Origin of the sequence: Halostella limicola (assembly GCF_003675875.1) — an archaeon.
Taxonomy (GTDB): domain Archaea; phylum Halobacteriota; class Halobacteria; order Halobacteriales; family Natronoarchaeaceae; genus Halostella; species Halostella limicola.
In genome coordinates this window covers 1226621-1243938 of record NZ_RCDI01000001.1, presented here as the reverse complement: position 1 = coordinate 1243938, position 17318 = coordinate 1226621, and the positions used below count along the sequence as shown (strand labels likewise).

Annotated in this window: 18 protein-coding genes; 13 read left to right on the top strand and 5 right to left on the bottom strand. The window is 69.9% G+C overall.

Annotated features, from left to right (window positions below; all coding sequences use genetic code 11):
* Window positions 1-4: 4 nt before the first annotated feature.
* A complete protein-coding gene (gene ilvD / locus D8670_RS07295) occupies window positions 5-1741 on the bottom strand; it encodes a dihydroxy-acid dehydratase (protein ID WP_121817399.1) in 1737 nt (578 codons plus the stop codon).
* A 221-nt stretch (window positions 1742-1962) separates the two neighbouring features.
* Between ilvD and D8670_RS07290 the strand changes: the two genes are divergently transcribed.
* From D8670_RS07290 to D8670_RS07265, 6 genes are all read left to right on the top strand, one after another.
* Window positions 1963-2271: a hypothetical protein gene (locus D8670_RS07290; protein ID WP_121817398.1), complete on the top strand. Its 309-nt coding sequence runs from the start codon at window positions 1963-1965 to the stop codon at window positions 2269-2271.
* Window positions 2272-2328: 57 nt separating this feature from the next.
* On the top strand, window positions 2329-3300 hold the full coding sequence (locus D8670_RS07285; RefSeq protein ID WP_121817397.1) for a beta-ribofuranosylaminobenzene 5'-phosphate synthase family protein: 972 nt from the start codon (window positions 2329-2331) through the stop codon (window positions 3298-3300).
* Between the two features lie 73 nt (window positions 3301-3373).
* Window positions 3374-4210, top strand: coding sequence for an RAD55 family ATPase (locus D8670_RS07280; protein WP_121817396.1), 837 nt, complete (start codon window positions 3374-3376; stop codon window positions 4208-4210).
* Window positions 4211-4265: 55 nt separating this feature from the next.
* Window positions 4266-5165, top strand: a complete 900-nt coding sequence (locus tag D8670_RS07275; RefSeq protein WP_193569273.1) for a hypothetical protein — start codon at window positions 4266-4268, stop codon at window positions 5163-5165.
* A gap of 43 nt (window positions 5166-5208) precedes the next feature.
* Window positions 5209-5751 (top strand): DUF8135 domain-containing protein, encoded by a 543-nt coding sequence (locus D8670_RS07270; RefSeq protein WP_121817395.1) that lies wholly within the window; start codon window positions 5209-5211, stop codon window positions 5749-5751.
* 55 nt (window positions 5752-5806) lie between these two features.
* On the top strand, window positions 5807-6130 hold the full coding sequence (locus tag D8670_RS07265; protein WP_121817394.1) for a transcription factor S: 324 nt from the start codon (window positions 5807-5809) through the stop codon (window positions 6128-6130).
* On the opposite strand, the gene D8670_RS07260 is transcribed toward D8670_RS07265, so the two are convergent.
* Window positions 6127-6456: a DUF8000 family membrane protein gene (locus D8670_RS07260; RefSeq protein WP_121817393.1), complete on the bottom strand. Its 330-nt coding sequence runs from the start codon at window positions 6454-6456 to the stop codon at window positions 6127-6129. The genes D8670_RS07265 and D8670_RS07260 overlap by 4 nt on opposite strands.
* A 377-nt stretch (window positions 6457-6833) precedes the next feature.
* Here D8670_RS07260 and ppc point away from each other — a divergent pair, with 377 nt between their 5' ends.
* The 4 genes from ppc to D8670_RS07240 all read left to right on the top strand — a co-directional run bounded on the left by ppc (window position 6834) and on the right by D8670_RS07240 (window position 11397).
* Window positions 6834-9524 (top strand): phosphoenolpyruvate carboxylase, encoded by a 2691-nt coding sequence (ppc, locus tag D8670_RS07255; RefSeq protein ID WP_121817392.1) that lies wholly within the window; start codon window positions 6834-6836, stop codon window positions 9522-9524.
* Between the two features lie 113 nt (window positions 9525-9637).
* On the top strand, window positions 9638-10486 hold the full coding sequence (locus D8670_RS07250) for a hypothetical protein (protein ID WP_121817391.1): 849 nt from the start codon (window positions 9638-9640) through the stop codon (window positions 10484-10486).
* 30 nt (window positions 10487-10516) lie between these two features.
* Window positions 10517-11056, top strand: a complete 540-nt coding sequence (locus D8670_RS07245) for a YkgJ family cysteine cluster protein (protein ID WP_121817390.1) — start codon at window positions 10517-10519, stop codon at window positions 11054-11056.
* Between the two features lie 32 nt (window positions 11057-11088).
* A complete protein-coding gene (locus D8670_RS07240; protein ID WP_121817389.1) occupies window positions 11089-11397 on the top strand; it encodes a hypothetical protein in 309 nt (102 codons plus the stop codon).
* A gap of 6 nt (window positions 11398-11403) precedes the next feature.
* Here D8670_RS07240 and D8670_RS07235 read toward each other — a convergent pair whose 3' ends face one another.
* On the bottom strand, window positions 11404-12279 hold the full coding sequence (locus D8670_RS07235; RefSeq protein WP_121817388.1) for a ZIP family metal transporter: 876 nt from the start codon (window positions 12277-12279) through the stop codon (window positions 11404-11406).
* Between the two features lie 39 nt (window positions 12280-12318).
* Complete coding sequence (locus tag D8670_RS07230) at window positions 12319-13014, bottom strand: SDR family NAD(P)-dependent oxidoreductase (protein WP_121817387.1); 696 nt, start codon at window positions 13012-13014, stop codon at window positions 12319-12321.
* Between the two features lie 75 nt (window positions 13015-13089).
* Here D8670_RS07230 and D8670_RS07225 point away from each other — a divergent pair, with 75 nt between their 5' ends.
* From D8670_RS07225 to cruF, 3 genes are read left to right on the top strand one after another with little or no spacing between them, the layout of a single operon-like run.
* On the top strand, window positions 13090-14571 hold the full coding sequence (locus tag D8670_RS07225) for a phytoene desaturase family protein (RefSeq protein WP_121817386.1): 1482 nt from the start codon (window positions 13090-13092) through the stop codon (window positions 14569-14571).
* Complete coding sequence (locus D8670_RS07220) at window positions 14571-15410, top strand: prenyltransferase (protein ID WP_121817385.1); 840 nt, start codon at window positions 14571-14573, stop codon at window positions 15408-15410. Before D8670_RS07225 ends, D8670_RS07220 begins: the two co-directional genes overlap by 1 nt.
* Window positions 15403-16239 carry a bisanhydrobacterioruberin hydratase gene (gene cruF / locus D8670_RS07215; protein WP_121817384.1) on the top strand — a complete coding sequence of 279 codons (837 nt, stop codon included), beginning with the start codon at window positions 15403-15405 and terminating at the stop codon, window positions 16237-16239. Before D8670_RS07220 ends, cruF begins: the two co-directional genes overlap by 8 nt.
* Window positions 16240-16248: 9 nt before the next feature.
* Here cruF and D8670_RS07210 read toward each other — a convergent pair whose 3' ends face one another.
* Window positions 16249-17202: a phytoene/squalene synthase family protein gene (locus tag D8670_RS07210; RefSeq protein ID WP_121817383.1), complete on the bottom strand. Its 954-nt coding sequence runs from the start codon at window positions 17200-17202 to the stop codon at window positions 16249-16251.
* Between the last annotated feature and the right edge of the window lie 116 nt (window positions 17203-17318).

Sequence of the window (17318 nt, the reverse complement as noted above, 5' to 3'; positions counted from 1 at the left end):
GGGCCTAGTCCCGGCGGACGCCCGGGTTGCTCACCGCGCCGTTCGCGGCCGAGCCCATCGAGAGGCTGTACTTCGCGAGGACGCCGGTGTCGTACGGGAGGTCCGGCTCGTCGCGCTCGTCGAGGCGCGCCTCGATCTCCTCGTCGGAGAGGTCGACGGCGAGGGTCCGGTCGGGGATGTCGATCGTGACGTAGTCGCCGTCCTCCAGTGCGCCGATGGGGCCGCCCGAGAACGACTCGGGGGCGACGTGTCCGATGGAGCGGCCGCGGGTCGCGCCGGAGAAGCGTCCGTCGGTGATCAGCGCCACGTCGTCGGCGTGGTCCTGGCCGGCGACCGCGGCCGTGACGCCGAGCATCTCGCGCATGCCGGGACCGCCCTGCGGCCCCTCGTTGCGGATGACGATGACATCGCCCTCGTCGACGTGCCCCTCTTGGACGTACTTCATCGCCGCCTCCTCGTTTTCGAACACCTGTGCGGGCCCCTCGTGGTGGAAACCGTCGTCGGCGGTGATCTTCAGGACGCTCCCGTCCGGCGCGAGGTTGCCGGTGAGGATCTTGATCGCCCCCTCCTCGTGGATGGGGTCGTCGACGGGGTAGAGGAAGTCAGCGTCGATCTCGCCGCGCGGCGGGATCGCGCCCTCGTCCTCCAGGCGCTCGATCTCCTCGGCGAGGGTGTTGCCCGTCACGGTGAGGGCGTCACCGTGGATCAGGTCGGCGTCGAGCAGGCGGCGGAGGACGACGGGGATGCCGCCGACCTCGTGGAGGTCGTTCATCACGCGTTCGCCGCCGGGCTGGAGGTCGGCGATCTTCGGCGTGCGCCGGGATATCTCGTCGAACTCCTCGATGTCTAGGTCGATGCCGGCCTCCGCGGCGAGCGCGAGCAGGTGGAGCACGGCGTTCGTGGACCCACCGACGGCCACCTGGAGCGCGATGGCGTTCTCGAAGGACTCCTTGGTGAGGAAGTCGGAGGGCTTGCGGTCGTTCTCGATGGCGTCGAGCGCGAGTTCGCCGGCCTCGCGGGCGACCTCGTAGCGGTCCTCGGACTCGGCCGGCGGACTGGCGCTGCCCAGCGGCGCGAAGCCGAGCGTCTCGGAGATGCTGGCCATCGTGTTCGCGGTGAACATCCCGCCGCAGGCGCCCGCGCCGGGGCAGGCGTTGCGTTCGAGGTCGTCGAGTTCGTCCTCGGCCATGTCGCCCTCGGCGACCGCGCCGACGCCCTCGAAGACGTTCTGGATGGTGACTTCCCGCCCGTCGTGCTCGCCCGGCATGATCGACCCGCCGTAGAGGAACACGGAGGGCAGGTCCGTCCGGATGGCCGCCATCATCATCCCGGGCAGGTTCTTGTCGCAGCCCGCGACCGTCACGAGACCGTCCATCCGCTCGCCGAACGCGACGAGCTCGACGGAGTCGGCGATGACCTCCCGGGAGATGAGCGACGCCTTCATCCCCTCGGTCCCCATGGAGATGGCGTCCGAGATCGTGATCGTGCCGAACTCGATGGGCATGCCGCCCGTGTCGTCGATCCCGTCGTAGGCCGACTGCGCGACGTCGTCGAGGTGGACGTTACACGGCGTGATGTCGGCCGCGGGGTTGGCGACGCCGACCATCGGCGAGGTCAGGTCCTCGTCGTCGTAGCCCATCGCGCGGAACATGGCGCGGTGGGGGGCCCGCTCCGTCCCCTCCGTGACTTCGCTGCTGCGCAGGTTCTCGTCTTTCTCCCTGCGCCGCTCTTGCTGACTCATACCCGGTGATCGCGTTGGTACGTCTTAAGGTACCTGCTCCCGCACAAGTTTGCTGCCGTCCGAACGTGTGCGCCGGAACGTTTCTTGTCGCCCCACCGGGGGACACTAGAGACCCACAGGTCGGCCGCGATCGATAATTCACATCACATTTCCCTTCATACAACTGACAATATTTTTCAGCGGGGGACTCCTAGCGGCGTCGAACACTCGATCGCAGTTCCATGACGAACTCTCACCCACTCACGCGAGACGGTCGGAACGCCCGGCTCGGGCGCGCCATCGAGCGCCGACTCGTACGGTACTTCGGTACGTACGCCGGGCCGCTGCTGGTCGCCTATCTCCTCGTCTGTGTCCCGGTCGTCCCGGCGGTGACGCCGGTGACTGCGGCGTACCTCCGAACGGTCGAGGGCGCTTTCGCCGTCGGTCTCGTCCCTGTCGTCTGGAACCTCGCGGCGCTGTACCTCTTCGTGGTCGCCGACGCTCTCAAGCGCGGTTCGTCCTCGCTCCAGAGGGCGGAGTCGGTCCGGTAGACCCGTCGGGTTGCCAGTGTCGAAACCGAAAACCCCCTCGGCGCCGTAGCGTCGCCAATGGCGACGGTCGAGACGGCGGCGCGACTTCACTTCGGCTTCCAGAACCTCTCGCTCGCCCACGAGCGACTGTACGGGAGCCTCGGCGTCGCGCTGGCCGAGCCGCGACTAGCGGTCGAGGCGACGCCGGCGGCGGAGGTGACGGCCGACGACGAGGCCGCCCGCGAGTACGCCCGTCGGGCGTCGGAGGTGCTCGGCGTCCCCGGCGCGACGGTGTCGGTCCGGGAGCGACTCCCCCGCCACGTCGGCCTCGGGAGCGGCACGCAACTCGCGTTGGCGGTGTACGCCGCCGTCGCGCGCGCCCACGACGCCGACTTCGACGTCCGGGAGGCCGCGCCCGCGCTGGGTCGCGGCGGCCGGAGCGGCGTCGGCATCGCCGGGTTCGAGCGCGGCGGGTTCGTCGTCGACGCGGGGCACCCGACGGGGCGGTTCACGACCGACCGCCCGGCGGACGGCGAGTGGGACGTGCCGGCGGTGGTGTCGCGCCACGAACTCCCCGACGACTGGCGGTTCGTGCTGGCCATCCCCGACGCGGACCCGGGACGGAGCGGCGAGGAGGAGGAGTCGAGCATGCGGTCGGTGATAGAGCGCGCCGACCCCGGAATCGCCGACCAGATAAGCGGCGTCGTCTCGCGCCGCCTGCTCCCGGCCGCCGCCGAGGGGCGACGCTCCGCGTTCGGCGACGCCGTCGCGGAGATCGGACGCCTCAACGGGGCCTGGTACGCCGACGCCCAGGGCGGCGTGTTTCGACCGCCCGTCGGGACCATCGTCGAGGAACTGACCGACTGTTCCGCCGTCGCGGGCGCCGGGCAGTCCTCGTGGGGGCCGACGGTGTACGGCGTCACCGACGCAGACGGGGCCGGCGCCGCGCGCGAGGCGGCCCGCGACGCGCTGGGCGCCGCCGGCGTCGACGGCGACGTGTTCGTCTCGCGCGTCCGCAACGAGGGCGCGTCCGTCCGCGAGCGTCGGTGAGCGGGCCGCTCGACCGCGCTCCCCCGCGGCGATCCGCCGTAACACGTAAGCGAATCCGACACCACGTCGGGCTATGAAACGCATTCCGTTCGGGATCTCCCGACTGGACTCGATGATCGACGGCGGCGCGCCGCCGGGGAGCGTCGTCCTCCTCGCGGGCGACATCGGGGCGGGCGGGCGGGAGTTCATGTACACCAGCGCGGCGATGAACGGCCTCGTCGAGGCCGACCCGGAGCTGTTCGACCTCTACTACGGCTCGCTCCACGAGAACTCCGTCGTCCCCGAGGAGATCCACTACCTCTCTTTCACCAGCGACGAACCGGCGCTCGTCGACGAGATGGCGTTCACGATGGACGACGACATCGTCGAGGCGGCCGCGGCGCCCGTCGAGTTCGCGGACCTCTCGCCGGAGTACTTCCAGCTCTCGCCCGTGCCGACCGACTGGTACGCGAAGGAGCCCCAGGACATCACCTCGCTCGGCGAGCGCCACGAGCGGCGGAACGTCCTCGACGCGATGGGCGATTACCTCAGCGAGAATGCCTCCGGCAACCTCGTGCTCGTCGACTCCCTCACCGACCTCGTCAGCGCGGCCAGCGAGCAGATGGACTGGTCCGACATCACTCTCCTGATGAAGGGCCTCAAGAAAGCCTCCCAGGAATGGGGCGGCCTCATCCTGCTCCACGTTAACGTCGAGGCGCTGACAGCCACCCAGCTCGGCCGCCTCAGCGACGCGACCGACGGGACGATCCGCTTCAAGTGGGAGAGCGGGGGGAGCGAGCGCGACCGGGCGATGATCGTTCAGCAGTTTCGCGGCGTCCTCTCCCGACTAGAGGAGGAGAACATCGTCCAGTTCGAGACCGAGATCGAAGACGACGGGTTCAACATCAGCAACGTGAGGAAGATCCGGTGAGCGATTATCAGAATTGCAATAACCCTTAAGAGTGTCCCTCACGAAAGCCGGACGAATGGCGAGTGAAGAGTCGGGGGAGCTCTCGGTCACGGTACCCCCCGAGGTCCGCGAGTGGCTCGACAACCAGGCCGCCGGCGGGGGGGCCGACCGGGAGACTGTGCTCCGACGGCTCGTCGAGTCCCACTACGCCGTCGAACGGATGGAGAACGGCGACCGGGCCCACGTGGCGGAGCACGTCGACCCCGACGGCGTTCCCGCCGCCGTCGAGGAGCGCCTCGACGAGATAGACGACGAGTTCATGGACCTCATCGAAGACGTCCGCGAGCGGGTCATCCAGGTCAAGCGCGAGGCCGACGCGAAGGCTCCCGCCGACCACGGGCACCCGGACCTCGCCTCCCGAGTCGACGGCGCGGCCGCGACGGCCGACCGTCTGGCCGACGAGGTCGACAGGCTGAAGGACCGCGTCGACGAGGTCGACCGACGGGTCGAGGCGGGCTTCGAGAACTACGAGGACGTCCTGGAGTACCTCACCGACGCCACCGACGACCTGCAGGAGCGGACGGACCTGCTCGCGCGGGCCGTCGTCGACGTCCGCCGAGAGGTGCGTCGACTGGCCGGCGAGGCGGCGACGCGCTCGGAGGCGGACTCCCTGAAACGGGCCGCCAACCGCTCCGGCGTTCGGACGGCGAGCTGCGGGGACTGCGACGCCGAGGTCGACGTCGCGCTCCTGACCGCGCCGAAGTGTCCGCACTGCGCGAGCACGTTCAACGACGTGGAGCCGAAGCGGGGGATCTTCGGGTCCGCGACGCTCGCGACCGGCGACCCCCCGGCGCTGGAGGGGCGGGTCGAAACCGACCTGGACTCGTCGCTCGACGACCTCGTGACCGGCGGCGACGACCGCGGCGAGCCCGACGGCACGGGGAGCCACGGCGTGGACGGAGGTGACGGCCGGTGAGCGCCGCAACGCGCGACGAACAGGTCGACGACGGGGGCGAGCGATGACGAGCGACTCCGACGAGCCGCTGTCGGACCTGGCCGCCGCGGTCGGCGACGAGGGCGACGGCGCGGAGAGGGACACGGACGAGGCCGACGACTCGGACGATTACGCCGCGGACGATTCGGTCGGGAGCGACCCGGTCCCGGACGCGCTGGCTCGGGACCCGGACGCCCCGCTCGGCGACCTCGCGGCCCGCGTCGAGGACCGCCGACGCGAGCGCGACGCGGGCGGCGAGTACGACGACCTGTTTACCGAGCACCGGACCGACGAGCTCGACCGGGAGACGCTCTGGGAGCAGGTCACCGCGGACGAACCCACCGAGACCGCCGCCGAGGACGAGCGGGACGTCCGCGAGATATCGAAGCGGACGTACTGCCAGGGCTGCGAGTACTTCTCCGACCCGCCGGACGTCAGCTGCGGCCACGAGGGGACCGAGATCCTCGAAGCGACCGACCTCGAACACTTCCGGGTCGTCAACTGTCCCGTCGTCAAGGAGGACGAGCGGCTGGGCAAGGCCAGCCCCGGCCGCGCCGACGGGGAGTAGCCGCCGGCGACGCCCGAGCGGTCCGCTTTTGCCACCCGAGCGAGTACGCCGAGGCATGCAGTTCTGCGACGACTGCGGTTCCATGATGAAGTCCCGGGACGGCGAGATGGTCTGTTCCAGCTGCGGCGCGACCGTCGAGCGTGACGAGGACCGCGCCGCCCAGTTCGTCTCGACGGAGCGCCAGACCGAAGACGACGTGATCGAGACCGAGGAGGGGGCCAACTTCGAGGGGAAACCGACCGCGGACGACGTGGTCTGCGACGAGTGCGGCCACACGAAGGCCTGGTACACCATCAAGCAGACCGGGTCCGCGGACGAGCCGCCGACGCGGTTCTTCAAGTGTCAGGAGTGCGGGAACCGGTGGCGGGAATACAACTAATCGTCCCGCCCGTCGCCCCCGCCGGGGAGTCGACGAACGGCCTTCTCCCACCTGTCCCGGGCCGCCTGCCCGGGGTCAGCGAACGGGTCGTACGTGATGTCCTCAGTCGTACCGAGATGGTCTCCCCCGTCGCCGTCGGTCGTCGACCGCCACAGGCCGACCGCCGTCGCGGTCACGAGTACCGCGAACAGGGCGGCTAACAGGACGCTGGCGGGACTGTCGAGCGGACCCGCCACGAAGAGCAGAGCCAGCAGAAGCCCGGCCAGCTGGAACGCGTAGAGCAGGAGTCTGAGCCAACTGCCCGAGAGATCGACGTTCCGGCCCATCTTTCCACAGTATAACCGGACCGCAGACAAGTAACTTTCCCGAGCGTGATCGCCTAAATCGCCGCGGCAGGGTGATCGCGCCGTTCCAACGGTCCTGCTCCGGCGCTACCTGACTGACTCCGAACCCGCGAGTTCTCACTCTCTCCACGCGGTTGCGCGCCGGCATGTTTTGCTGGCCGCCCTCACAGACCCGTTGAGAGACGGTTCGCCAGCCGGTTCAGGGTGTTCCGGTGGCTCCGGCACCGCGGGGACGGCGGTTCGGAGGACTCGGGATCCGGTGATCCTGCTATCGACGAACTATCACTAATTTCGGTTCACGAGGGTAGTATTCGCCACTATTCGGTGCGTTTTAGCCCCCGGGAAGACATGACCGAGACATGCAATTGCACAACAGGGAGGTCAGGCAGGACGTCCGGGAGCTCGGGGCGCTCCTCGGCGACGTTCTGGCCGACCAGGCCTCTCACTCCGCGTTCGAGACGGTAGAGACGCTCCGCACGTCCGCTATCGACTACAGGGACGGCGAACTCGACTCCCGCGGCGCCCTGCACGACGAACTCGACACGCTCACGCCCGAACTGGAGAGCGTCGTCGCCCGCGCGTTCACCACCTACTTCGAGCTCATCAACCTCGCGGAGGAGCGCGAGCGGGTCCGGGCCATCCGCCAGGGCTCACAGGACGGCGACCTGGAGGACAGCCTGGAGACGGCCGCCGCCGAACTCGCCGACGAGGACGTCGACACCGTCGAGCGGGTGCTCGACGACGTCCTCATCGAGCCGACGTTCACCGCTCACCCGACGGAGGCCCGGCGGAAGACGGTGAAGTCGAAGCTCCGCCAGATCTCGAACCACCTCGAAACCCTCGACGAGCGCCTGCTCACCGACAAGGAGCGGGGGCAGGTCGAGCGCGACGTCGACGCCGAGGTGACGAGCCTCTGGCAGACCCCGCAGGTGCGCAAGCGCCGCCCGAACCCCGAGGACGAGGCGCGTAACGTCCAGTGGTACCTGGAGAACACCCTGTTCGACATCGTCGGCGAGGTGTACGACGAACTGGAGGACGCCTTCGACGACGAGTTCGACGGGGACGTCGACATCCCGAAGCTGTTCGAGTTCCGCTCGTGGGCCGGGAGCGACCGCGACGGGAACCCGTACGTCACGCCCGAGGTGACGGAGAACACGCTCGAGCGCCAGCGCGCGGTCGTCCTCGACCGCTACCGCGAGCAGCTGAAGGAGCTCTCGGGCGTCCTCAGCCAGGACGGGAGCCGCATCCAGGTCGGCGAGCGCTTCGAGAAGTCGCTCGCGGCCGACCGCGAGCGGCTCCCCGGCATCGCCGAGGAGGGCGAAGAGCGCTACCCCGGCGAGCCCTACCGCCAGAAGCTGAAGCTGATGCGCGAGCGCCTCGAACGCGTCGGCGACGTCCGTCCCGGCGGCTACGAGGACGTCTCCGAGCTGCAGGACGACCTCGCCGTGCTGGCCCAGAGCCTGCGCGAGAACGGCGCCGACAGCGTCGCCGAGGCCCACGTCGACCCGCTCCGGCGGCGCGTCGACACGTTCGGGTTCAACCTCGCGAGCCTCGACCTGCGCGACCACCAGGAGAACCACACCGAGACGGTCGCCGAGGCGCTCGCCCGCGAGGGGATCGACTACGCCGACATGGACGAGGACGAGCGCGTCGACGTGCTCACCGAGTGCATCTTGCAGGACGAGCGCGTCGTCGACGTGAGCGACACGCGCGACGTCTCCGACACCGCGGCGCGCGTCCTCGACCGGTTCGAGTCGCTCTCGGAGTGGCACGAGGAGTACGGCGTTCAGGCCATCGACACGTACGCCATCTCGATGACCGACGAGCCGAGCCACGTGCTCGAAGTGCTGTTCCTCGCGGACCAGGCCGACGTGATCGAGTTGCCGGGGCACTGCGGCCTCGACATCGTCCCGCTGCTTGAGACCGAGCGCGCGCTTTCCGGCGCGCGGCGCATCATGGGCACGCTGTTCGAGAACGAGGCGTACGCGCAGGCGCTGGAGGCCCGCGGCAACACTCAGGAGATCATGCTGGGCTACTCCGACTCGAACAAGGAGAACGGCTTCCTCGCCGCCAACTGGTCGCTGTACAAGAACCAGCGCCGCCTCGCGGAGATCTGCGACGACTTCGACGTGACGATGCGGCTGTTCCACGGCCGGGGTGGCTCCATCTCCCGCGGCGGCGGGCCGATGAACGACGCGCTGCTGGCGCTGCCGAACGAGACCGTCACCGGCCAGGTGAAGTTCACCGAGCAGGGCGAGGCGATCGCCGAGAAGTACGCCAACCCGCGCGTCGCCGAGCGCAACATGGAGCAGATGCTCAACGCTCAGATCCGGTCGCGCTACCGGTCGCTGAAAAACCCCGTCGAGGACGTCGAGGACGAGTGGATCGAGGCGATGGAGACGATGGCCGACGCCGCCCGCGACGAGTACCGCGACCTGCTTGAGACCGACGGGTTCGTCCAGTACTTCGAGCAGGCGACGCCGATCACCGTCATCGAGGACCTGAACCTCGGCTCCCGGCCCGCCTCGCGATCCGGCGAGCGCAACGTCGAGGACCTGCGGGCGATCCCGTGGGTGTTCTCGTGGACGCAGTCCCGCTGTATCCTGCCCGGCTGGTACGCGCTCGCGACCGGCATCCGGGCGTACCTCGACGACGGCGGCGACGTGGAGACGCTCCAGACGATGTACGAGGAGTGGCCGTTCTTCCGGACGCGGATCGACAACGCCGCGATGGCGCTGGGCCGCACGGACATGGAGATCGCCGCCGAGTACGCCGGTCTGGCGACGGCGGACCTCCGCGAGCAGTTCTTCCCGCGGGTCAGCGAGGAGTACGAGGAGGCGGTCGACCTCGTCACCGAGATCGCCGGCCGAGACCACGCCATCGACCGCGACTGGCTCCGGGAGAGCCTCAGCCGTCGCAACCCCTACGTCGACCCGCTGAACCTGCTCCAGACGCACCTGCTCGGCCAGACCCACCGGACCGAGGAGGAGGAGCGTACCCTCCGGCTGACTGTGAAAGGGATCGCCGCGGGGATGAAGAACACGGGATAAACGGGTTTTTGGCCGCCGTCGGCCCCCCGAACCGTCCCGCCGCCGCGGCGGTAACTCAAACGCCGGTTTGTGCCTTCTCAAGACCTTTACGCAGTACTGCCGTGAGTCCGCGTATGAGACGACGACGCCTGCTCGGGGCGCTCACCGCCGGGGTCGGCGCCTTCGGCGGCTGCCTCGACCGCGCCCGGTCTGACCCCGGAACGGCGACCGACGACGAGACGAGCACCGACGGGACGACCGACGACGACGGGGCGTACGCGGGGGTGACGGTCGAGCGCGCCGAGGCAACGCCGGAGTACGTCGCGTCGAACTCCCCGGACTCCATCGGCACCTACGGCGAGCGCGACGAGCAGTACGTGATAGCGTCCGTGACCGCTGACGGGACGCCCGCGCCGCCGCGGGCGGCGTTCAGGCTCCGGATCGGCGATCGATCGATCCCGCCGACGACGGAGGTCGGCGGGATGGGAGAACGACTCTGGGACTACGGCGACCCGTACGACAGCGAGAACGGCGAGGGCTGGGTCGCGTTCGAGGTAGCGAAACCGCTCGACGCAGAGGGCGCGAGGCTCACCTGGCCCGGCGGCGGGCACGAACTCGACGAGGGCGCCGTCGAGCGCCTGTCGCGGCCCCCGACGACTTTCGAGGTGCGCGGCTTCGACGCTCCCGAGTCGATGGCGCTCGACGAGACGGTGACCGCCGAGTTGACCGTGGCGAACGTCGGCGACGCCGACGGGACGTTCGTCGCCGCTGTCAACCGGACCGGGCCGTCCATCGCGTACACGCCCGAGGCGAGGATCTCGCTGGACGTTCCCGCCGGCGAGACGACGACGTGGGTGTACGAGAGCGGCCCCGACGACCGGTACGCCGACCCGAGCGACGGGAGCGAGGGCCTTCAGATGATCGTCCGCCTGCGGTGGCGGGACGGGTCGCTGTCGCGGGAGATCGCCGTCGAGACCGAGTAGCCTTTCCCCCCGCGGCCCCCACTGCGCCGTGTGAGCGCAGACGACCGGACCCCCGACGGCGGCGCGGACGAGCAGCGCCGCGTCGAGGTGTACCCCGGCAGGGAAGCCGTGGTCGACTTCGACCTCGATCTCACCTTCGAGTGCGTCGACGACTGCACGTGGTGCTGCCAGCACGGTGTCCTCCTGTACGACAAGGACTTCCTCGAACTCGCCGAGCGCGAGAGCGTCAATCAGGCGACCACGCAGTTCCGCGGCGAGGACTTCGTCCGCCGCGAGGAGAAAGACCGCGAGGAGCACGTCGCCGACGACGGCGCGGCCTGCTACTTCCTCCGCGACGACGGCCTCTGTGCCCTCCACGACGAGCACGACTGGAAGCCGGCGCGCTGCTCCGTCTTCCCGCTCGCCGTCACCGTCGAGGACGGCGAGATCCACGTCGACGTGCGCGACTCCGCGCACGAGCACTGCGAGGGCCTGAACGTGAGCGAGCGCCGCGTCGTCGACGAGCTCGACGCCTTCCTCCCGGAGTACCTCTGGGAGCTCGACGACCCCTCGTCCGACCGGGAGCTGTGATTTTTCCGCGTTCGAGGCGTAGCGATCCCGCTATGTCCGGACGCGACATTCCGCGAGCGCACGAGAAAGACAGCGCGTGGACCCTGGAGAACCGGCAGGTCAGCGGCGTCGAGTTCTTAGGGACCAAAGACGACGGGACGCCCGCGTACTACGACAGGAACGAGCACGCGACGTTCGAGGGCGAGGTGGACCACGACAACCAGCGGGTGCGGCCGACCAACGAGCGGCCGCTGGACGCCGAGCAGAAGCTCGGCGAGGCGCTGGAGGAGTTCGGCGACGCGACCGGGTGGGAGTCGCTCTCGGACTTCGCGCGGAAGCACCTCGAAGGCGACGAGGAGTAGCGGTTCTCAGCCCAGCGCCACCCACGCCGCGAAGACGACGGCGCCGCCGAGCGCCGTGCTACCGACAGCGTGCAGGCGGAGGCGGTCGAGCAGGTGGTGCGCGTCGTCGCTGACCTGTGCCACCTCGTACACCTCACCGCCGAGTTCGCACTCCGGCAGGAAGTCGAGCGCGACGTGGAGGAACACGCCGGCGGCGAAGCCGAAGACGGCGGCGTTGAGCGTCTGGTCTGCCGGTAGCTGCACGAGCGCGGACGGGATGGCGGTCAGACCGACGCCCGCCGCCGGGAGCAGGAGGACGGAGACGGGCCGGTCGTCACTCGCGAGGCGGCGCGCGGCGGCGTAGCCGGCCGGCCCCTTGTGCGAGACGATCGCGAGGCCGAGCAGCGGCCCGAGTTCCGGCATGTTTCCGTAGATGATGCCGATGATCGCGCCGGCGGACAGCGCGTGCGCCGACAGCTCCAGCGCCGTGTGGTCGAACCCGAGGTCGGCGTGGGTGAAGCGGTGGCCGACCGTGTGCGCGCCGAAGCCGGTGAGGACGCCGGCGGCGACGCCGAACCCGCCGATCTTCGGGTCGAGGCCGAACGCCTGCGGCAGGAGGAAGACGGCCGCGCTGGTCACCATCGCGCCGCTGGCGAGCCCGTAGCCCCAGACGAGCGTCAGCGCGCGCTCCCGGCCGGCGCTGCGCGCGCCGAGCGGAGCCGCGCCGGCCATGGCGGCGAACGCCACCCACGAGATACCGATCAGCTTCCACATCTCCGGGTTCCGCTCGGCCGTGACCGCCGCGAGCGCCGTCAGCGCGCACAGCACAGCGACCGCGGTGAGCCCGACGCCGGAGCTGTCGCGGAGAACGTTAATAATTCTCCCGTTCGAATTAATACCCATTCGACAGAAACGCGGCGCGCGTCAATAATAAATCCACGGTTATCGCGTCGCCGAGCGCCACGCGCGGAGGTCAAGTACCGAGCCGTCGAGCGTCTCGGGGTCCGCCTCCGTCGCGGCCCAGCGAAACATCGGCGCGACCTCCGCTGGGTCCCGGCCGCCGTCGCCCGAGAGGCGGGTCGCCACGACGCCGGGGTCGACGCAGCCGACCGGAACGTCGAGGTCGGCCGCGAACCCCCGCGCGACCGCCTCCGCGCCGGCCTTCGAGACGGCGTACGACCCCGTTCCGGGCTTCGCCTCGCGAGCGACCGACCCGGTGGGCACGAGCACTCGCGCGTCCTCGGCGAGGTGGGGGATCGCCTCGCGCACCGTCGCGAACACGCCGCGGGCGTTCGTGCGGAGGTGGTCGTCGAACGCCGCGTACGACTCGCCGGAGAGCGGCGTCTCTCCCGGTTCACCGTGGTAGACGCCCGCGTTCGCGACGACGAAGTCCACGCCGGCGTCGCCGAAGCGGGCAGCGGTCTCCAGCAGTCGCTCCACGTCGAACTCGTCGCGCACGTCGGTCCTGACCCCCGACGCTGAGCCGCCCGCCGCCTCGATCTCGTCGACCGTCTCGTCCACCTCGTCGGCGTCGCGCGCGCCGATCACCACGTCCGCGCCGGCGTCGGCGAACTCCCGCGCGACTGCGCGCCCGATGCCGCGGGTCGCTCCCGTCACCACGGCGGTGTCTCCGTCCATACCCCCGCTAGGAGCGATGCGAGCGTAAAGGTCCGGGACGCCAGCACTTAGTATCACTCCTCCATAGGGTCACCCATGCAACCGCTCGCGGGCGAGTCCGCGGTCGTGGTCGGAAGCGGGTTCGGTGGCCTGTCGACGGCCTGTTACCTGGCCGACGCCGGGGCCGACGTCACCGTCCTGGAGAAAAACGACCAGATCGGCGGCCGCGCCAGCCGCCTGGAGGTCGATGGGTTCACCTTCGACATGGGGCCGTCGTGGTACCTCATGCCCGACGTGTTCGAGCGCTTCTTCGGTCACTTCGACCGGTCTCCCGGCGACTACTACGACCTGGAGCGGCTCGACCCCCACTACCGGATCTTCTTCAAGGACGGCGACCGGGTGGATATCCCCGCGGACAAGGAGGAGTCGAAGCGCATCTTCGAGTCCTACGAGGAGGGCGCGGGCGAGGCGCTGGAGGCGTACCTGGACGAGGCGGAGTACACCTACGACGTGGGGATGGAGCACTTCGTCTACGAGGACCGGAGCCGCTTCCGGGATTTCGTCGACCCCTCGCTCGCGACGCACGCCGACGGCCTCTCGCTGCTGGGGACGATGCAGGACCACGTCGAGCGGTACTTCGACCACCCGAAGCTCCAACAGATCATGCAGTACACGCTCGTCTTCCTCGGCGGGTCGCCGACGAACACCCCGGCGCTGTACAACCTGATGAGCCACGTCGACTTCAACCTCGGCGTCTGGTATCCCGACGGCGGCATCGGGAGCGTCGTCGACGGCATCGTGGAGATGGGCGAGGAACTCGGCGTCGACTTCCGCACCGGTCGGCCGGTCACCGAGATCAAGGGGCGGCGCGGCGGCTTCCTCGTCGAGACCGAGTCCGAGAAGCACCTCGCCGACGTCGTCGTCAGCAACGCCGACTACGCTCACACCGAGCAGGAGCTCCTGCCGCCGGAGAAGCGCGGCTACGACGCCGACTACTGGGAGTCGCGGACGTACGCCCCCTCGGCGTTCCTCCTCTATCTCGGCGTCGAGGGCGACGTCCCCGAGCTGGCCCACCACACGCTCGTCCTGCCGACGGACTGGCACGGCCACTTCGACCAGGTGTTCGAGGACCCCGCGTGGCCCGACGACCCCGCGTACTACGTCTGCGTCCCGTCGAAGACCGACGACGGCGTCGCGCCGGAGGGCCACAGCGCGCTGTTCGTGCTCGTGCCGATCGCGCCGGGGCTGGAGGACACCCCCGAGATCCGCGAGGAGTACCGCGACGTGGTGTTGGACGACGTGGCCGAGCACACCGGCGCGGAGCTTCGGGACCGCATCGTCGTCGAGGAGCGGTTCTCCGTCGCGGACTTCGCCGAGCGCTACAACAGCGTCGAGGGGTCCGCGCTCGGGATGGCCCACACCCTCTCCCAGACGGCCGCGTTCCGGCCGTCGCACCGCTCGAAGGAGGTCGACGGCCTCTACTTCACGGGGTCGTACACGACGCCCGGCATCGGCGTCCCGATGTGCATCATCAGCGGTGACGTGACGGCAGAGATGGTCGTCGACGACGCCGAGTGATGAGCCGGGGCCGCCTCCGCTACCTGCTGAAGCTCTCGCGCCCGCGCTTCTGGCTGTACCTCGCCGGCCCGGTTCTGGTCGGGGTCGCCTTCGGCGCGCGCTACCCGGCGGACCTGCTCGCGCCGGCGGGGGTCGCTCTGTTCGCGTACTTCCTCGTGCCCGCGAACGTGTTCCTCTACGGGGTGAACGACGTGTTCGACGCCGACGTCGACGCTGAGAACCCGAAGAAGGAGGGGCGGGAGGTGCGCTACGGCGGCGAGGGGTTCGTCGTCGCCGCCGTCGTCGTCTCGGGGGCGCTCATCGCCGTCCCCGCCGCGGTCGCACCGTCGAAAGCGCTCCCGTGGCTCGCCGCGTTCCTCCTGCTCGCGACGGAGTACAGCGCACCGCCGCTGCGGTTCAAGACGACCCCGTTCCTCGACTCGCTGTCCAACGGCCTCTACGTCCTGCCGGGCGCGGCCGCCTACGCCGCCGTCGCGGGCGAACAGCCCGCCGCGCTCGCCGTGGCCGGCGGGTGGCTCTGGTCGATGGCGATGCACACCTTCTCCGCCATCCCCGACATCGAACCGGACCGTCGGGCCGGCATCCGGACCACGGCGACCGTTCTGGGCGAGCGCGGGGCGTACGCGTACTGCGCGGCCTGCTGGACGCTCGCCGCGCTCGCGTTCGCCGCGCTGGACTGGCGGGCTGGCGCGTTGCTCGGCGCGTATCCGGTCGTCTGCGCCGCCGTCGCGCTCTCTGAGGTGGCGGTCGACCGGGCGTACTGGTACTTCCCCGCGATAAACGCCGTCGTCGGCGCGGCCCTGACGATGGGCGGCCTGTGGAGGTTCGCCAATGGATAGGGACGCCCTCCAGCGCCGGCTCGACGACCTCGTTCGGGAGAACCGCTTCACCATCGCCGTCGTCTTCCCGGCCGTCGGCGCGGCCCTGCTGCTGGCGAGCGCCGAGAGGCTCGTCCCGCCGCCGCTCGCGTTCGAACCGACGCTGATCCTGTTCGGGACGCTCGTCATGCGCCTGCCGCTCATCGTCGGCGTCGGCCCCCTCCTCGACCGCCGCGCGGTCGCGGCCATCCTCGCGCTGGCCGCTTACTCCTACGGCATCGAGTTCGTCGGCGTCCGCACGGGGTGGCCCTACGGCGAGTTCGAGTACGGGATCGACCTCGGCCCGATGCTGTTCGGCGAGGTACCGGTCGGCCTGCCCGTCTTCTTCCTGCCGCTGGTGATGAACAGCTACCTGCTCGTCGCGCTCCTTTTCGGCCCCGCAGCGCGGCGACGCCTCGTCCGCCTGCCGGCGACGCTCGCGACGGTGCTCGCGGTCGACCTCGTGCTGGATCCGGGCGCGGTCGCGCTCGGCTTCTGGTCGTACGGCGCGGGCGGCGCGTACTACGGCGTCCCGGCGTCGAACTACGCGGGGTGGGTGCTCTCGGGTGCGGTGGCGGTCGTCGCGCTGGATCTCGCCTTCGACCGGACCGCGCTGCTCGCGCGTCTCCAGTCCTGCGAGTTCGCGCTCGACGACCTGGTGAGCTTCGTCGTCCTCTGGGGTGGCGTGAACGCCGTCTACGGGAACTGGGTGCCGGTGCTGATCGCGGTCGGCCTGTTCGGCGGCCTGCTCAGCACCGACGAGTTCGACTTCGACGTGGTCCGGGCGCCGGGCAGGTGGCCGGGACGGTGACCGCGTCGGTCACGGCACGGGCAGCGGGTCCGGCGGTTCCGTGTCGTAGCGTTCAACTGCGGCGTCCGGCAGCGCGCTGACGCGGCGGAACACGGTGACGGGGTCGCGGTTCCACTGCCAGTGCCACCGCGTGCGCGCTGCCAGCCACACCTTCCGGGCGGTGCCGAGGCTCGGCTCCGCGGAGAGCACGTCGTAGTCCAGTTTCCGGATGAGCCGGTGGTGGTCCGCGTACAGCACGGCCGCCAGGAGCACGGCGAACTGGCAGTCCTCGGGGAGGTACTGGATCCCGGCGACCCCCTGGCGGTAGAGCCGTTCCGTGCGGTCGAGCTCCGCCCGCATCGCGTCGGCGAACGCGGGCGAGAACTCCAAGTTCTCGACCTGCTCGACGGTCGCCCCGTGACGGTCGAGCGTCGATTTCGGCAGGTAGATACGGTCGCGGTCGACGACGTCCTCGCGCACGTCCCGGAGGAAGTTCGTCATCTGGAACGCCTCCCCGAGCGCGACGGCGTGGGGGTGTGCGACCTCGGCGTCTTCCGTGCCCATGATCGACGTCATCATCGCGCCGACGGCGGCCGCGGACCCGCGCATGTACCCGCGGAGCTCATCGAACGTCTCGTAGCGGCTCTTGTCGATGTCGGTCTTCATCGCCTCGATGAAGGCGTTGATCTCGCCGTCCTGCACGCCGCGTTCCTCCCGCACGTCCTGAAACGCCGCCATCACGTCGGAGTCGGTCTCGGCGCGGCCGAGCGCCTCCTCGCGGAGTTCCTCCAGCCGCGCGGCCTGCTCCTCGGGGGGCACGCCCTCGGCGTCGTCGACGACCTCGTCCGCGATGCGGAAGAAGGCGTACAGCACGTACGTCGGATGCCGCACACGCTCGGGGAGTACCCGCGTCGCGAAGTGGAAGGTCTTCCCGGTCCGGCGCTGTATCGCCTTGCTCTTCGCCACGCGGCGGTCCCTAGCCATGGGTCGATGGTCGAGTCGCGGCGCGTCTTGCGTGAGGACACTGTCGACCGTGCATGTAATCCTCCTTCGCTAGGGATTCATCTACCATAATAATACCCCCGACGGCCACCGGTGCC

Bases quoted from the DNA above. Each gene is read 5' to 3' on its own strand.
- ilvD (WP_121817399.1), bottom strand. From the start codon at position 1,741: ATGAGTCAGCAAGAGCGGCGCAGGGAGAAAGACGAGAACCTGCGCAGC.
- D8670_RS07290 (WP_121817398.1), top strand. From the start codon at position 1,963: ATGACGAACTCTCACCCACTCACGCGAGACGGTCGGAACGCCCGGCTC.
- D8670_RS07285 (WP_121817397.1), top strand. From the start codon at position 2,329: ATGGCGACGGTCGAGACGGCGGCGCGACTTCACTTCGGCTTCCAGAAC.
- D8670_RS07280 (WP_121817396.1), top strand. From the start codon at position 3,374: ATGAAACGCATTCCGTTCGGGATCTCCCGACTGGACTCGATGATCGAC.
- D8670_RS07275 (WP_193569273.1), top strand. From the start codon at position 4,266: ATGGCGAGTGAAGAGTCGGGGGAGCTCTCGGTCACGGTACCCCCCGAG.
- D8670_RS07270 (WP_121817395.1), top strand. From the start codon at position 5,209: ATGACGAGCGACTCCGACGAGCCGCTGTCGGACCTGGCCGCCGCGGTC.
- D8670_RS07265 (WP_121817394.1), top strand. From the start codon at position 5,807: ATGCAGTTCTGCGACGACTGCGGTTCCATGATGAAGTCCCGGGACGGC.
- D8670_RS07260 (WP_121817393.1), bottom strand. From the start codon at position 6,456: ATGGGCCGGAACGTCGATCTCTCGGGCAGTTGGCTCAGACTCCTGCTC.
- ppc (WP_121817392.1), top strand. From the start codon at position 6,834: ATGCAATTGCACAACAGGGAGGTCAGGCAGGACGTCCGGGAGCTCGGG.
- D8670_RS07250 (WP_121817391.1), top strand. From the start codon at position 9,638: ATGAGACGACGACGCCTGCTCGGGGCGCTCACCGCCGGGGTCGGCGCC.
- D8670_RS07240 (WP_121817389.1), top strand. From the start codon at position 11,089: ATGTCCGGACGCGACATTCCGCGAGCGCACGAGAAAGACAGCGCGTGG.
- D8670_RS07235 (WP_121817388.1), bottom strand. From the start codon at position 12,279: ATGGGTATTAATTCGAACGGGAGAATTATTAACGTTCTCCGCGACAGC.
- D8670_RS07230 (WP_121817387.1), bottom strand. From the start codon at position 13,014: ATGGACGGAGACACCGCCGTGGTGACGGGAGCGACCCGCGGCATCGGG.
- D8670_RS07225 (WP_121817386.1), top strand. From the start codon at position 13,090: ATGCAACCGCTCGCGGGCGAGTCCGCGGTCGTGGTCGGAAGCGGGTTC.
- D8670_RS07220 (WP_121817385.1), top strand. From the start codon at position 14,571: ATGAGCCGGGGCCGCCTCCGCTACCTGCTGAAGCTCTCGCGCCCGCGC.
- cruF (WP_121817384.1), top strand. From the start codon at position 15,403: ATGGATAGGGACGCCCTCCAGCGCCGGCTCGACGACCTCGTTCGGGAG.
- D8670_RS07210 (WP_121817383.1), bottom strand. From the start codon at position 17,202: ATGGCTAGGGACCGCCGCGTGGCGAAGAGCAAGGCGATACAGCGCCGG.